Below are 15266 nucleotides of genomic sequence, written 5' to 3'. Positions count from 1 at the left end.
TATTTCAGCAGGGCAGGGCGGTGATCAACCGGCCACCAGCACCCGAATCGCTTCCAGTCGCAGCGCCGCCTTGTCGAGCATGGCCAGGCCTTGCTCGCGTTGTTGGCGCAAGGCCACCAGTTCGCTGTCGCGCACGGTCGGGTTGACCGCTTGCAGGGCGGTCAGGCGCGCCAGTTCTTCGTCGGTGTCAGCTGCTAGGCGACGCTGGGCCTCGGCCACGCGCTCGGCATGGCGCGGGGTGATTTTCTCTTCGCCGGCGTTGATCCGTGGCGTCAGCTGATCGCGCTGGGCCTGGATGAACTTGTTGGCGCTGGCCCGCGGCACGCTTTCCAGCTGCTCGTTGAGGGTCTCGAAGGCGACGCGTGCCGACAGGTCGTTGCCATTGGCGTCCAGCAGGCAGCGCAGGGCGGCCGGTGGCAGGTAGCGGCCCAGTTGCAGGGAGCGCGGGGCGACCACTTCGCTGACATACAACAGCTCCAGCAGCACGGTGCCAGGTTTGAGCGCCTTGTTCTTGATCAGCGCCACGGCGGTATTGCCCATGGAGCCGGACAGCACCAGGTCCATGCCGCCCTGCACCATCGGGTGTTCCCAGGTGATGAACTGCATGTCTTCGCGAGACAGCGCCTGGTTGCGGTCGTAGGTGATGGTCACGCCTTCGTCGTCGCCCAGGGGGAAGCTGGCGTCGAGCATTTTCTCGCTCGGCTTGAGGATCAGGGCGTTTTCCGAATGGTCTTCGCTGTCGATGCCAAAGGCGTCGAACAGGGTCTCCATGTAGATCGGCAGGGCGAATTGATCGTCCTGTTCGAGGATCGCTTCCACCAGCGCATCACCTTCGCCAGCACCGCCGGAGTTGAGCTCCAGCAAGCGGTCGCGGCCGGTGTGCAGTTCCTGTTCCAGACGCTCGCGCTCGGCACGGGCTTCGTCGATCAGGGCTTGCCACTCGCCGTCATCGGCGTTTTCCAGCAACGGCAGCAGGCGCGGGCCGAACTGATGCTGCAAGGCGTTGCCGGTCGGGCAGGTGTTGAGGAAGGCGTTCAGCGCTTCGTGGTACCACTGGAACAGGCGCTCTTGCGGGCTGGTTTCCAGGTACGGCACGTGGACTTCGATGACGTGCTTCTGGCCGATCCGGTCCAGACGGCCGATGCGTTGCTCCAGCAGGTCCGGGTGCGACGGCAGGTCGAACAGCACCAGGTGATGGGCGAACTGGAAGTTGCGACCTTCACTGCCGATTTCCGAGCAGATCAGCACCTGGGCACCGAATTCTTCATCGGCGAAGTAGGCGGCGGCGCGGTCGCGCTCAAGGATGTTCATGCCTTCGTGGAACACCGTGGCCGGGGTGCCGGAGCGCACGCGCAGGGCGTCTTCCAGGTCCATGGCGGTTTCGGCGTGGGCGCAGATCACCAGGACCTTGGTGCGCTTGAGCATCTTCAGTTGGTCGATCAGCCACTCGACCCGTGGGTCGAAGCGCCACCAGCGTTGTTCTTCGTCGGTGTCTGGCTGGGCCTGGAAGCTGACTTCCGGGTACAGCTCGGCGTGCTCGCCCAGGGGCAGTTCGAGGTATTCGTCCGGGCACGGCAGCGGGTAAGGGTGCAGTTTGCGCTCGGGGAAGCCTTGCACGGCGGCGCGGGTGTTACGGAACAGCACGCGACCGGTGCCGTGGCGGTCGAGCAGCTCACGCACCAGGCGCGCGCTGGCTTCGGTGTCGCCATCGTTGACCGCCGTCAGCAGGGCCTCGCCTTCATTACCCAGGAAGCCCTGAATGGTCGTGTGCGCTTTTGGCGACAGGCGACCCTGGTCCAGCAGCTCCTGCACGGCTTCGGCCACCGGGCGATAGTTTTCGCTTTCGGCGCGGAACGCCTTGAGGTCGTGGAAACGGTTGGGGTCAAGCAGGCGCAGCCGGGCGAAGTGGCTGTCCTGGCCCAGTTGTTCCGGGGTCGCGGTCAACAGCAGGACGCCGGGAATGGTTTCGGCCAGTTGCTCGACCAGCGAATACTCGGGGCTGGCCTGGTCTTCGTGCCACACCAGGTGGTGGGCTTCGTCGACCACCATCAGGTCCCAGCCGGCGGCGAACAGCGCGTCCTGGGCCTTTTCGTCGTCCACCAGCCATTCCAGGGCCACCAGTGCGAGCTGGGTGTCTTCGAAGGGGTTGCTGGCATCGCTTTCGATAAAGCGTTCTTCGTCGAACAGCGCGACCTGCAGGTTGAAGCGGCGGCGCATTTCCACCAGCCATTGGTGCTGCAGGTTTTCCGGCACCAGGATCAACACCCGGTTGGCACGGCCCGACAGCAGTTGGCGATGGATCACCAGGCCGGCTTCGATGGTCTTGCCCAGGCCCACTTCGTCGGCCAGCAATACGCGCGGGGCGATGCGGTCGGCGACTTCACGGGCAATGTGCAACTGGTGGGCGATTGGCTGGGCGCGTACGCCGCCCAGGCCCCACAGCGAAGATTGCAACTGGCGGCTGGTGTGCTCCAGGGTGTGATAACGCAGGGAGAACCAGGCCAGGGGGTCGATCTGGCCGGCGAACAGCCGGTCGCTGGCCAAGCGGAACTGGATAAAGTTCGAGAGCTGGGTTTCCGGCAGGGTGACCTGCTCGTTCTGCCCATTGAGGCCGTGGTAGACCAGCAGACCGTCGACGTCGTCGACCTCTTGCACGGTCATTTTCCAGCCTTCGAAGTGGGTGATGCTGTCACCCGGCGAAAACCTCACGCGAGTGAGGGGCGCATTCCGTAGCGCATACTGGCGAGTGTCGCCAGTGGCCGGATAGAGCACGGTGAGCAAGCGACCGTCCTGTGCCAGAACGGTGCCTAAACCTAGCTCAGCTTCGCTGTCACTAATCCAGCGTTGCCCCGGTTGATACTGCTGCGCCATGCTGCCTGACTCCCGCCTTGAAAAAGCCGACTATCTTAACGGAACGATGCCCCGAGACCAAAGGACTCTGATCAAAACAGCCTGGATAAAAGGTAGCGCATCCCATTATTTGTCGGGCTCTGGGGCACCATTGGCTGACGACTGGGTCACAAGTTTGCGACAGATGGCTCAAGTCGTCGTTGCCGCAGCCGACAGCCTGCCGACAGGAGACCAATAATATGCTGCCACCGATGCTCCCCTTGAGTGCCGTGCCCATTACTTCACAGCAGGACCCGATCCGGCCACGCCCGGACATCCCGCCGGTGGTGCCTGTGCAAGAGAGTTCCAACGAAAGCACGATCGACCTGAAAAAGCGCGACACCGAGCAGTCGGCGCTGCTGTTGCGCGAAGAGCAGCAACGCCAGCAGGAACGGCAAAAACGCCAGCGCGAAGCCGAGGACGATCCCGAGGAGCACCTGGCGATCCCCGGTGATGAACTCAACGCCGACAACACGGTGCCCGTAGTACCGCTGATGGAAGATGCGCCGCGCCAGGGGCTGTGGGTCGACGTCGAAGTTTGAGGCGCTGTTACTGCGCCAAGGCCCCCATGGCTGGCCAAGCGCTGCCGGGCGCCGCATTATTGGCGCATCCGCCCCAGCCGCAGCTCTCTCCAGGATGAGGACGCGGCGGGCATTGACCCTCACTAGACGCAAGCCGACGCCATGAGCCAAGACGACAAACTGATCGATCTCAACACCGAACGTGCCAAGCGGGTGCATGACCTCAATGACAAGCGCCTGAATGAAGTGCGCCAGGCATTCGAGCAGGCGATGCCGTTGGGCAAAGCCAAGAAAAAACCGAAAAACAAACCGAAAAAGCGCTGAACAGGCGGCTTTCCGTTGATGTGGATCAGTTATTCCCCCTCCCCGTCGCCCTGTCTTGGGCGACATTGACCCCGGTCAATTTATCCCCCCGCCTCTTTGGTTAACTTAGCCCCATCGCAACAGGGCAAGAGCAGGAGGCCAGTCATGTTTTTCGATAATGTGGTGATCGCCGGAGTGCTGACTGTCGGCCTCATGGTTCTGTTTTTCGCAGGGTTTGGATTCTTCATCTGGAAAGACGCGAACAAGCGTAAAAAACCATAGATCAACATCGATCTTTCCAGTTACACGAGCACGCAAGGCATTTTGGGCAACTTCGGTTGCCCTTTTTTTTGCCTTGAAAAAACCAGATGCCCGGCTGCGGCCGGGCACAAAAAAAGGTGCGACCCACAGGGCGCACCTTTTTGTGTTTCGGCCCGAGCTATCAGGTACCGAGGGCCTTCGATGCCAGCCAGAACAGACCGGCCGACAAGCCGACCGTTGCCGGCAGGGTCAGGACCCAGGCCATCAGGATGGTCTTCACGGTGCCGCCTTGCAGCCCGCTCTTGTTGGCGACCATGGTCCCGGCCACACCCGAGGACAGCACGTGGGTGGTCGACACCGGCAGGCTGAAGATGTTGGCCAGGCCGATCATGCTGGCCGTGGTGATCTGCGCCGACATGCCCTGGGCGTAGGTCATGCCCTGCTTGCCGATTTTTTCGCCGATGGTCAGTACCACGCGCTTCCAGCCGACCATGGTGCCCAGGCCCAGGGCCAGTGCAACCGCGAGAATCACCCAGAACGGGGCGTACTCGGTGGTGGCGGTCAGGTCTTTACGCAGCTTGTCGAGGTCGGATTTTTCACGGGCATCAAGCCCTGGCAACTTGCCGACTTTCTTCGCAGTGTCGTCCAGGCACAGCAGGTAACGGCGAACTTCGATGCGGTGCTCGGAACTCAGCGAGTGGTAGTCGGAGACGCCCTTGAGCGTGCCGAGGAGGGCGTTGATGGTCGGTTCGGTCTGTTGCGGGTTGCAACGGAATTTACCCGGCAAGTCATCTTTTACGCTTTTACCCAGGGCCAGGAACTCACCCAGGGTCTCGTTGTTGCGCTGATAGAACTGATTGAGGTGCAAGGTGGCATCGCGGGTGCGTTCGATCTGGTAGGTGGTGCTGCCCAGGTCGAGTACGAACTGCGCAGGCACGATACCGATCAGCACCAGCATGATCAGGCCGATACCTTTCTGACCGTCGTTGGAGCCGTGCACGAAGCTGACCGCCATGGCGGAGATCACCAGCACCAGGCGATTCCAGAACGGTGGGTGCTTCTTGTCGTCCAGCTTGCGGCGTTGGTCCGGGGTCTTGTGCATCTTCGACAGCGGGCGCCACCACTTCAAGCCCACCAGCACCAGGCCAGCCACCAGGAAGCCGGCCATCGGCGAGAACACCAGCGAGGCGCCGATATCGATCGCTTTCTGCCAGTTGACCCCGTCCGCCAGCGGAATGTCGTTGATCAGGGCGTTGGCCAGGCCGACCCCCAGGATCGAGCCGATCAGGGTGTGGGAGCTGGAGGCCGGGATACCGAAGTACCAGGTGCCCAGGTTCCAGGTGATGGCGGCGGCCAGCAGCGAGAACACCATCGCCAGCCCGTGGCCGGTGTTGACGTTGATCAGCAGCTCGACCGGCAGCAAATGGACGATGGCATATGCCACGCCAACACCGCCGAGCAGTACACCGAGGAAGTTGAACACCCCGGAAAAGAACACTGCCAGGTGAGGAGGCATGGCTTTGGTGTAGATAACAGTGGCAACCGCGTTAGCGGTGTCATGAAAGCCGTTGATGAACTCGAAGGCGAGGACAAAGGCCAGGGCGAGCAACAGGCTCACAAGAACCCAAGCATCCAGTCCGCTGAATAAATCGATCATGAAGGTTTTCTGACCCGGTCATAAGGGGGCGCGATTATGCCAGAAAACCCTGGTAATCAATGCACAAGGTGCTCATCGGTAACATTCTTCAATGAAAAAACTGACCCAGGGCAGCTTTTCCTCGGGTTGCCGGAAGGTCGGGCAAGTCATTGATTTTGCAGGGAGCAGGCCCGGGAGAGGGCATGCGGCCGTCGCCGTCGATCATTCAAACGCTTGTATGAAATTTGCTCTTCAGGGCTGGCCGCGGCCAAATGCCTCGCTCCGGTCGATGGAGGCAATAGATCGCCCGAGGGTAACGAGCGCCGTTGGCCAGCCCTGCGTCCGCGGTAATCGGGTCGAACAGGTGGCCAGCCGTGAAGAGATCAGGCAACAGTCATCAAGGATGATCGGCCTTGAGTTCTTGTTCCATCTTTTGCAGTTCTTGAGTGAAGGCCTGGTCAAGAATGCTGGCGCGTTTACGCCATGGTTTGCGTTCCGGTTCAGGCTGGGCGGCGTAGGTGGTGACTTCCCCGCCGTAAACTTCCTTGTAACGTTGTTCCTGGCGCTCAAGTTCCGCGCGCAGTTCGTCTTTCGTCACAGTGTTACCTAATTAAGTGGGATAAAAATCGGTGATACGCATTGCCCGGTGCATGACTCATCAACTCGCGGATACTCGGATCCATTGCAGCACCGAGCTGGCCATTAGAGTTCGCCAAGTCATGTCCTTGTTGCACGCGGCCACGCCACCGATTCAAGAACAACTGTCGTAGCAACAGTCTTCATTTACTTCCTGCAAGCGCGTTGACCGGGTCAATGACGGGGGGCAGACACTTGCGACAGGAAACAGCATGCAATGATGCGTTACCTGAGTGATGGAGTGATCAAAGCAAAGAATGCTGTGAACCTCACCGTTTTACATTATAGCGAGGGTCATGAACAACTCTATCGTCGAGAAGTTAAAAAAGCGTCATTACATATGAGGCTTTTATTACACGAAAGTTTTAATCATTAATGCCGCCTGTTGCCAGGCACTACAGGCTGTGGGGTCTTTAGCGTAGATGGGGCAAGTTATCGGGTAAATCAAGGGTGTCCGCAATCTTGCAGTGCGGGGGAAGATAACCTTGGCCGATGGATTTTTTATGACGCCCGTCGCAGGTGGCGATCTTTACTGCGGAACCGCATCGATTGCGATTATCGGCCGATGGTTCGATAATCGCCCAATGTTGGCGGTGCTGGCTTGTGCATTTTCTCCAATACGGCTTGTAATAAGGCCGAACTTCGACGCAGAGAGCATGAAATGAACGATCAATTGCGCAATTCCTTCGCCTCGGTGGCGCCTCCGATTGTTGCCTCTCCGGCGAAGAGGATTCAGGCGTTGACCGGTGATCCGGACTTCATGACCTCTCTGGCCCGCGGCCTGGCCGTGGTCCAGGCCTTTCAAGAGCGCAAGCGCCACCTGACCATTGCCCAGATCAGCCACCGCACCGAGATCCCCCGGGCGGCAGTGCGCCGCTGCCTGCATACCCTGATCAAGCTCGGCTACGCCACCACCGACGGGCGGACCTATTCGCTGCTGCCCAAGGTGCTGACCCTGGGGCACGCCTACCTGTCGTCGACGCCGCTGGCGGTGTCGGCCCAGCCCTACCTGGACCGCATGAGCGAGCAGCTTCATGAAGCCTGCAACATGGCGACCCTGGAGGGGGATGACATTTTGTACATCGCCCGTTCAGCCACCACCCAGCGCCTGATTTCGGTGGACCTCTCCGTCGGTGGGCGGCTGCCGGCCTACTGCACGTCCATGGGCCGCATCCTGTTGGCGGCGCTGGACGACGCTTCCCTGCGTGAATACCTCGAACACGCCGACCTGCAAGCCAAGACCAGTCGCACCCTGCACACCGCAGAGGCCTTGCTCGAATGCCTGCAGCAGGTCCGCCAGCAGGGCTGGTGCATCGTCGATCAGGAACTGGAACAAGGCCTGCGTTCTATCGCGGTGCCGGTCTACGACGCTTCGGGCCAGGTGCTGGCGGCGCTGAACGTCAGCACCCACGCCGGCCGGGTCAGCCGCACCGAGCTGGAGCAGCGTTTTCTGCCGGGTTTGCTCAGTGCCAGTCGAGACCTGAGCGCCCAGCTGTTTGCCTAACCTGTTCGATAAACGCACAACTACGTATTTGACGAATTGACGCTCTTTCCCTTGCCTTATTAATGTCGCGGCAGCGTCATCGGCCGCCGCCCCTGCTTCAGCGGGCGGCCGTGCGGCGACCCCATAATAAAGAAGAGGTCCACCCCCATGAGCATGCTCCCTCTGCGTCGCCATCGAAGCTGCCTTCGACCCCTGGCCGCCTGATCCCGGAATTCTCTCCTTTGCAATGACCTGACCAACCCTTGGCGAGCTTCGGCGCGCCCGCGTTTTACCCTGGAATAAAAATAATGAACCAACCCCTGTCAGCTTCTGGCAACTGCCTCGATGTGCAGTCCTTTATCAATGCCCAGCCCTTGTCGCGTTATCAGTGGCGCGTGGTGATCCTGTGTTTCCTGATTGTCTTCCTCGATGGCCTGGACACCGCGGCCATGGGCTTTATCGCCCCGGCACTGTCCCAGGATTGGGGCATCGACCGCGCCAGCCTCGGGCCGGTGATGAGTGCGGCGTTGATCGGCATGGTCTTCGGCGCCCTGGGTTCGGGCCCGCTGGCCGATCGTTTCGGGCGCAAGCTGGTGTTGGTGGGCGCGGTGCTGCTGTTCGGCGCCTTCAGCCTGGCCTCGGCCTACAGCACTAACGTCGATCAACTGTTGGTACTGCGCTTCCTCACCGGCCTGGGACTGGGTGCGGGCATGCCGAATGCCACCACGCTGCTGTCCGAATACACCCCGGAGCGCCACAAGTCGCTGCTGGTGACCAGCATGTTCTGCGGCTTTAACCTGGGCATGGCCGGTGGTGGTTTCATTTCTGCCAAGCTGATCCCGGCGTTTGGCTGGCACAGCCTGTTGTTGATCGGCGGGATCCTGCCGCTGATTCTGGCGCTGGTGCTGCTGGTCTGGTTGCCGGAGTCGGCGCGTTACCTGGTGGTGCGCAATCGAGGAACCGACAAGGTGCGCAAGGCCCTGGCGCCCATTGAGCCGACCATCGTCGGCCAGGCCGCGAGCTTCAGCGTGCCGGAACAAAAGACGGTCAAGGCGCGCAATGTGTTTGCGGTGATTTTCTCCGGCACCTACAGCGTCGGCACCTTGCTGCTGTGGCTGACCTATTTTATGGGGCTGGTGATCGTCTACCTGCTCACCAGCTGGCTGCCGACCCTGATGCGTGACAGTGGCGCGAGCATGGAGCAGGCGGCGTTTATCGGCGCGCTGTTCCAGTTCGGCGGAGTGCTGAGCGCAGTGGCGGTGGGCTGGGCCATGGACCGGTTCAATCCGCACAAGGTCATCGGCACCTTTTACCTGCTGGCTGGGGTCTTTGCCTACGCGGTGGGTCAGAGCCTGGGCAATATCACCCTGCTCGCAACCCTGGTGCTGATCGCGGGTATGTGCGTCAACGGCGCGCAATCGGCCATGCCGTCCTTGGCTGCGCGGTTCTATCCGACCCAGGGGCGGGCCACGGGCGTGTCGTGGATGCTCGGGATCGGGCGTTTCGGCGCGATTCTCGGGGCCTGGATGGGTGCCACTTTGCTGGGGCTCGGCTGGAACTTCGAGCAGGTGCTGACTGCGCTGGTGATTCCGGCGGGCCTGGCGGCGACGGCGGTGGTGATCAAGGGCATGGTGAGCCACGCGGATGCGACTTGAGAGCGGTTGGTTTTGAGGTGAAGGGGGAGGGCATGGGGATCGATAGCTCGACAACAATATGTTCGATAAACGAACACTCAGTCGATTATCGGATTGTTTGGACCATGCCTCCGGCTTAATCTTCAGGGCACGCAGGCAGCGCTTGTCGCGCCTTTTTCGTCCAGTCGCTCAATAACAATCGGGAGCCCCCCAATGGCTGAAATCCTTTCGCTGCACGACGCGGTGAAGCAGTTCGTCAACGACGGCGATACCGTCGCGCTCGAAGGCTTCACCCACCTGATTCCTACGGCCGCAGGTCATGAAATCATCCGCCAAGGCAAGAAAGACCTGACCCTGGTTCGGATGACCCCTGACCTGGTCTACGACCAGTTGATCGGTGCCGGTTGCGCTCGCAAGCTGATTTTTTCCTGGGGCGGCAACCCCGGTGTCGGTTCTTTGCACCGCCTGCGTGACGCCGTGGAAAAACAGTGGCCGCATGCCCTGGAAATCGAAGAGCACAGCCACGCCGACCTGGCCAACGCCTACGTGGCCGGTGCCTCGGGCCTGCCGTTCGCGGTGCTGCGCGCTTATGCCGGTTCCGACCTGCCCAAGGTCAACCCGCTGATCAAGAGCGTGACCTGCCCATTCACCGGCGAAGTGCTGGCGGCCGTGCCGTCGGTACGCCCGGACATCACCGTGATCCACGCGCAAAAGGCCGACCGTAAAGGCAACGTGCTGCTGTGGGGCATCCTCGGGGTGCAAAAAGAGGCGGCACTGGCGGCCAAGCGCTGCATCGTCACCGTCGAGGAAATCGTCGACGACCTCAACGCCCCGATGAACGCCTGTGTCCTGCCGACCTGGGCCCTGAGCGCGGTCTGCCACGTACCTGGCGGTGCGCATCCGTCCTACGCCCACGGTTACACCGAGCGTGACAATATTTTCTACCAGGCCTGGGATCCGATCGCCCGCGACCGTGAAACCTTCACCGCGTGGATCAACGAATACATCCACGGCAGCGCCGATTTCAGTGAATTCCAGGCCAAGCTGGCCCGCGCTTCGGAGGCCCAATAATGACTTACTCCACCAATGAAATGATGACCGTTGCCGCCGCCCGCCGTCTGAAGAACGGTGCGGTGTGCTTCGTCGGCATCGGCCTGCCGTCCAAGGCCGCCAACCTGGCACGCCTGACGTCGTCGCCGGACGTGGTGCTGATCTACGAATCGGGCCCGATTGGCGCCAAGCCCAGCGTACTACCGCTGTCGATCGGTGACGGCGAACTGGCCGAAACCGCCGACACCGTGGTGCCGACCGGCGAGATCTTCCGCTACTGGCTGCAGGGCGGGCGCATCGACGTCGGCTTCCTCGGCGCGGCCCAGGTCGATCGCTTCGGCAACATCAACACCACGGTGGTCGGTGACTATCACCACCCCAAAGTGCGCTTGCCCGGCGCCGGTGGCGCCCCGGAAATCGCCGGTTCGGCGAAAAGCGTACTGATCATCCTCAAGCAGTCGTCGCGCTCGTTCGTCGACAAGCTCGATTTCATCACCTCGGTGGGCCATGGCGAAGGCGGCGACTCCCGCAAACGCCTGGGCTTGCCGGGTGCCGGTCCGGTGGGGATCATCACCGACCTGTGCATCATGGAGCCGGAAGCCGGCAGCCATGAATTCGTGGTCACTGCGCTGCACCCGGGCGTGACCCGTGAGCAGGTGGTGGCCGCCACCGGCTGGGCGATTCGCTTTGCCGACACTGTCGAGCAGACCGCCGAGCCGACTGCAGTCGAACTGGCCGCACTGCGCGATCTGGAAGCACGTACCGCCGCGGCCCATGGCCAGGCACCGGGAGAAGCCTGATGCGCGAAGTCTTTATCTGTGATGCGATCCGGACCCCGATCGGCCGTTTCGGCGGTGGCCTGTCGGCCGTGCGTGCCGACGACCTGGCAGCCGTGCCGATCAAGGCGCTGATGGAACGCAACCCATCGGTGGACTGGAGCGCAGTGGACGAGGTGTTCCTCGGCTGCGCCAACCAGGCTGGCGAAGACAACCGCAACGTGGCACGCATGGCGTTGCTCCTGGCCGGCCTGCCGGAAAGCATCCCTGGGGTTACCCTCAACCGCCTGTGCGCGTCGGGGATGGACGCCATCGGCACCGCTTTCCGCGCGATTGCCAGCGGCGAGATGGAGCTGGCAATTGCCGGTGGGGTCGAGTCGATGTCCCGTGCGCCCTTTGTCATGGGCAAGGCCGACAGCGCTTTTTCACGCAACATGAAGCTTGAAGACACCACCATCGGCTGGCGCTTTATCAACCCGTTGATGAAGGCCCAGTACGGCGTGGATGCCATGCCACAAACCGCCGACAACGTGGCGGACGATTACCAGGTATCCCGCGCCGACCAGGACGCCTTTGCCCTACGCAGCCAGCAACGCACGGCGGCGGCCCAGGCGGCCGGGTTCTTTGCCGAGGAAATCGTGCCGGTGCGCATTGCCCATAAAAAGGGCGAAAGTGTGGTCGAGCAGGATGAGCACCCGCGTGCCGATACCTCTCTGGAAACCCTGGCCAAGCTCAAGCCGGTCAACGGCCCGGACAAGACCGTCACCGCCGGCAATGCCTCGGGCGTCAACGACGGTGCCGCGGCGCTGATCCTGGCGTCGGCCGAAGCGGTGAAAAAACACGGCCTCACGGCCCGTGCCCGGGTGTTGGGCATGGCCAGCGCCGGTGTCGCACCACGGGTCATGGGCATCGGCCCGGTGCCTGCGGTGCGCAAACTGATCGAGCGCCTGGGCGTGGCAATCAGCGATTTCGACGTGATCGAACTCAACGAAGCCTTTGCCAGCCAGGGCCTGGCGGTCCTGCGTGAGCTGGGCCTGGCGGACGATGCGCCGCAGGTCAACCCGAACGGTGGCGCCATTGCCCTGGGTCATCCGCTGGGCATGAGCGGTGCACGTCTGGTGCTGACGGCGTTGCATCAACTGGAAAAAACCGGCGGTAAAAAAGGCCTGGCGACCATGTGTGTGGGTGTCGGCCAAGGGCTGGCGCTGGCCATCGAACGCGTCTGACGCCTGCTCCAGGAGCCTGTTCACGATCTGGCGAGCGACCCTCAGGCATGTTCAACGCCGCCTGAGCCCAGCGCAGCCGATCGTGACCAGGGTCTAATAAGAAAAGAGGATTGACCATGATTGACAAGCCCGGTTACCGGCGCCCGCAAGCGGGTACTCAGCCTGATTATCTGCACCCGGCCTACAAGTCGACCAACACCCGCTCGCCCTCCAAGCCGCTGGTGTTCCTGCCCCATTCGCTGTCGGAAATCACCGGCCCGACCATCGGTGCCGATTCGCTGCACGAAGGCGATAACGACCTGACCGCACAACACGCCGGCGAGCCCCAGGGCGAGCGCATCATCATCCACGGCCGGGTCCTGGACGAGAACGGTCTGCCGGTGCCGGGCATTTTGGTGGAGATCTGGCAGGCCAACGCCGCCGGCCGCTACAACCATGACCGCGACCTGCACGATGCACCCCTGGATCCGAACTTCACCGGTACCGGGCGCACCGTGACCGATGCCGACGGCTGGTATCAGTTCCAGACCATCAAGCCCGGTGCCTATCCGTGGGGTAACCACGAAAACGCCTGGCGCCCGGCCCATATCCACTTCTCGTTGTTCGGCCCCAGCGTGCTGACGCGCCTGGTGACCCAGATGTATTTCCCGGGTGACCCGCTGCTGGCTTACGACCCGATCTACAACTGCGTGCCGGACACCCGTGCCAAGGAACGCCTGATCGCCAGTTTCGACCTGGACAAGACCATTCCTTCCTATGCCCTCGGTTACCGTTGGGACATCGTCTTGCGCGGCCGCGATGCCACGCCGATGGAGAAATAAGATGACGCTGACCGCGACCACTTCACACACCGTCGGCCCCTACTACCACATCGGCCTGACCTGGCTGAACCGCGAAGACCTGACCCAGGCCGAGACCCTTGGCCAGCGTGTGGCGATCACCGGGCAGGTGGTGGACGGCAATGGCGATTTCGTCAACGACGCGATGCTGGAGATCTGGCAGGCCAATGCCGCAGGCAAGTACGACCACCCTGAAGACGACCAGGCCAAGGCCCTGGACCCGAGCTTCCAGGGTTTTGGCCGGGTACCGGTGGACGCCGAAGGGCGCTTCCGCTTCACCACCATCAAGCCAGGCACGGTGCCCGGCCTGAAGGGCGCGACCCAGGCGCCGCACCTGGTGGTGCTGGTGTTCGCCCGGGGCCTGGTCAAGCACCTGCTGACGCGCATTTACTTCGACGGCGAATCGGCCAACGCCGCCGACCCGTTGCTGGCCTGCGTGCCGGCCGAGCGCCGCAGCACCTTGCTGGCCAAGACCGATGCCGACGGCACGTATCAGTGGAACGTGATCCTGCAAGGCACCGAAGCCGAGACGGTGTTTTTCGATTACTGACCGGCGACGCCGGCGCCGGTGTCTGCGGCGACCCTTCGGGGTTGCCGCAAGCAGCGGCGGCAGACAGGGGAACGGGACTGTTGCCAAGTGTGTCTAGACTCACACTGTCCCCAAAGAGTGAAAACCCATGACAAGCACAACCAGTCACTACACCGGTGAAGAACGCAGCAAGAGGATCTTCGCGATCGTCGGCGCGTCTTCGGGCAATCTGGTCGAATGGTTCGACTTCTATGTCTATGCCTTTTGTGCGATCTACTTCGCCCCGGCATTTTTCCCCTCCGACGATCCCACGGTGCAGTTGCTCAACACCGCCGGCGTGTTTGCCGCCGGGTTTCTCATGCGTCCCATCGGCGGCTGGCTGTTCGGCCGGGTAGCCGACAAGCACGGGCGCAAGAATTCAATGATGATCTCGGTGCTGATGATGTGCGCCGGCTCCCTGGTCATCGCCTTCCTCCCGACCTACGCCACGATTGGCGCCTGGGCCCCGGCGTTGCTCCTGGTGGCGCGGCTGTTCCAGGGGTTGTCGGTGGGCGGCGAGTACGGCACCACGGCCACCTACATGAGTGAAGTGGCGCTCAAGGGCCAGCGCGGCTTCTTCGCCTCCTTCCAGTACGTGACCCTGATCGGCGGGCAATTGCTGGCGGTACTGGTGGTGGTGATCCTGCAGCAGTTCCTCGATGAGCAGGAGCTCAAGGCCTGGGGCTGGAGAATTCCTTTCGTGATCGGCGCGATTGCCGCCGTGATCTCGCTGTTGCTGCGCCGCACGCTGAAAGAAACCACCAGCAAGGAAATGCGTGAAGACAAGGATGCAGGCAGTATTGTCGCGTTGTTCAAGAATCACGGCGCAGCCTTTATCACCGTGCTGGGCTACACCGCCGGCGGCTCGCTGATTTTCTACACCTTCACCACCTATATGCAGAAGTACCTGGTGAACACCGCCGGGATGCACGCCAAGACCGCCAGCTACATCATGACCGGCGCGCTGTTTCTCTATATGTGCATGCAGCCGTTGTTCGGCATGCTGGCCGACAAGATCGGCCGCCGGAATTCGATGCTCTGGTTCGGGGCCCTGGGGACCTTGTTCACGGTGCCGATCCTGATGACCCTGAAAACCGTTTCCAGCCCGTTCCTGGCCTTTGTCCTGATCACCCTGGCCCTGGCGATCGTGAGTTTCTACACCTCCATCAGCGGTCTGGTAAAAGCCGAGATGTTTCCGCCTCAGGTGCGGGCCCTTGGAGTTGGCCTGGCTTACGCGGTGGCGAATGCGATTTTCGGCGGTTCGGCGGAGTATGTCGCGCTGGGCCTGAAGACCCTGGGCATGGAAAACACCTTTTACTGGTACGTCACGGTCATGATGGCGGTGGCGTTCCTGTTCAGTCTGCGCCTGCCCAAGCAGGCGGCGTATCTGCACCACGATCTTTGACCTGTCCGCGCGCGCCCATCACGGGCGCGTGCCCCCAAG

At 62.0% G+C, this 15266-nt stretch carries 14 protein-coding genes; 11 read left to right on the top strand and 3 right to left on the bottom strand.

The window, feature by feature from the left end; all coding sequences use genetic code 11:
• Positions 1-24: 24 nt before the first annotated feature.
• Positions 25-2871 (bottom strand): RNA polymerase-associated protein RapA, encoded by a 2847-nt coding sequence (gene rapA, locus CF161_RS23290; protein WP_020299076.1) that lies wholly within the window; start codon positions 2869-2871, stop codon positions 25-27.
• A 218-nt stretch (positions 2872-3089) separates the two neighbouring features.
• On the opposite strand from rapA, the gene CF161_RS23285 reads away from it, so the two are divergent.
• From CF161_RS23285 to ccoM, 3 genes are all read left to right on the top strand, one after another.
• Entirely contained in the window at positions 3090-3431 is a 342-nt protein-coding gene (locus tag CF161_RS23285) for a hypothetical protein (protein ID WP_020299075.1), read from the top strand.
• Positions 3432-3572: 141 nt separating this feature from the next.
• The gene (locus tag CF161_RS33215; RefSeq protein WP_020299074.1) at positions 3573-3734 is read left to right on the top strand and encodes a hypothetical protein; all 162 of its coding nucleotides are present in this window, start codon (positions 3573-3575) and stop codon (positions 3732-3734) included.
• A 144-nt stretch (positions 3735-3878) separates the two neighbouring features.
• Positions 3879-3995, top strand: coding sequence for a cytochrome c oxidase subunit CcoM (gene ccoM / locus CF161_RS33550; RefSeq protein WP_015634423.1), 117 nt, complete (start codon positions 3879-3881; stop codon positions 3993-3995).
• A gap of 160 nt (positions 3996-4155) precedes the next feature.
• On the opposite strand, the gene CF161_RS23275 is transcribed toward ccoM, so the two are convergent.
• Positions 4156-5631 (bottom strand): inorganic phosphate transporter, encoded by a 1476-nt coding sequence (locus tag CF161_RS23275; protein ID WP_020299073.1) that lies wholly within the window; start codon positions 5629-5631, stop codon positions 4156-4158.
• Between the two features lie 376 nt (positions 5632-6007).
• Positions 6008-6208, bottom strand: a complete 201-nt coding sequence (locus tag CF161_RS23270; protein WP_020299072.1) for a hypothetical protein — start codon at positions 6206-6208, stop codon at positions 6008-6010.
• Between the two features lie 699 nt (positions 6209-6907).
• On the opposite strand from CF161_RS23270, the gene pcaR reads away from it, so the two are divergent.
• The 8 genes from pcaR (at position 6908) to CF161_RS23230 (ending at position 15227) form a co-directional block, all read left to right on the top strand.
• Positions 6908-7750, top strand: coding sequence for a pca regulon transcriptional regulator PcaR (gene pcaR, locus CF161_RS23265; protein ID WP_020299071.1), 843 nt, complete (start codon positions 6908-6910; stop codon positions 7748-7750).
• Positions 7751-8037: 287 nt separating this feature from the next.
• Positions 8038-9384, top strand: coding sequence for an MFS transporter (locus CF161_RS23260; RefSeq protein ID WP_020299070.1), 1347 nt, complete (start codon positions 8038-8040; stop codon positions 9382-9384).
• A gap of 192 nt (positions 9385-9576) precedes the next feature.
• Positions 9577-10434, top strand: a complete 858-nt coding sequence (locus tag CF161_RS23255; RefSeq protein ID WP_020299069.1) for a CoA transferase subunit A — start codon at positions 9577-9579, stop codon at positions 10432-10434.
• Positions 10431-11213: a CoA-transferase subunit beta gene (locus CF161_RS23250; RefSeq protein WP_177326799.1), complete on the top strand. Its 783-nt coding sequence runs from the start codon at positions 10431-10433 to the stop codon at positions 11211-11213. Before CF161_RS23255 ends, CF161_RS23250 begins: the two co-directional genes overlap by 4 nt.
• Entirely contained in the window at positions 11210-12415 is a 1206-nt protein-coding gene (gene pcaF, locus CF161_RS23245; protein ID WP_177326798.1) for a 3-oxoadipyl-CoA thiolase, read from the top strand. The genes CF161_RS23250 and pcaF overlap by 4 nt, the downstream gene beginning before the upstream one ends.
• Positions 12416-12531: 116 nt before the next feature.
• Positions 12532-13236, top strand: coding sequence for a protocatechuate 3,4-dioxygenase subunit beta (gene pcaH / locus CF161_RS23240; RefSeq protein WP_020299066.1), 705 nt, complete (start codon positions 12532-12534; stop codon positions 13234-13236).
• A gap of 1 nt (position 13237) precedes the next feature.
• The gene (gene pcaG, locus CF161_RS23235; RefSeq protein WP_020299065.1) at positions 13238-13804 is read left to right on the top strand and encodes a protocatechuate 3,4-dioxygenase subunit alpha; all 567 of its coding nucleotides are present in this window, start codon (positions 13238-13240) and stop codon (positions 13802-13804) included.
• 127 nt (positions 13805-13931) lie between these two features.
• Entirely contained in the window at positions 13932-15227 is a 1296-nt protein-coding gene (locus tag CF161_RS23230) for an MFS family transporter (RefSeq protein WP_020299064.1), read from the top strand.
• Positions 15228-15266: the final 39 nt, after the last annotated feature.

It is taken from the genome of Pseudomonas sp. CF161, from assembly GCF_000416215.1.
In the GTDB taxonomy this organism is placed as follows: Bacteria; Pseudomonadota; Gammaproteobacteria; order Pseudomonadales; family Pseudomonadaceae; genus Aquipseudomonas.
This window is presented reverse-complemented; position numbering and strand designations above follow the sequence as displayed.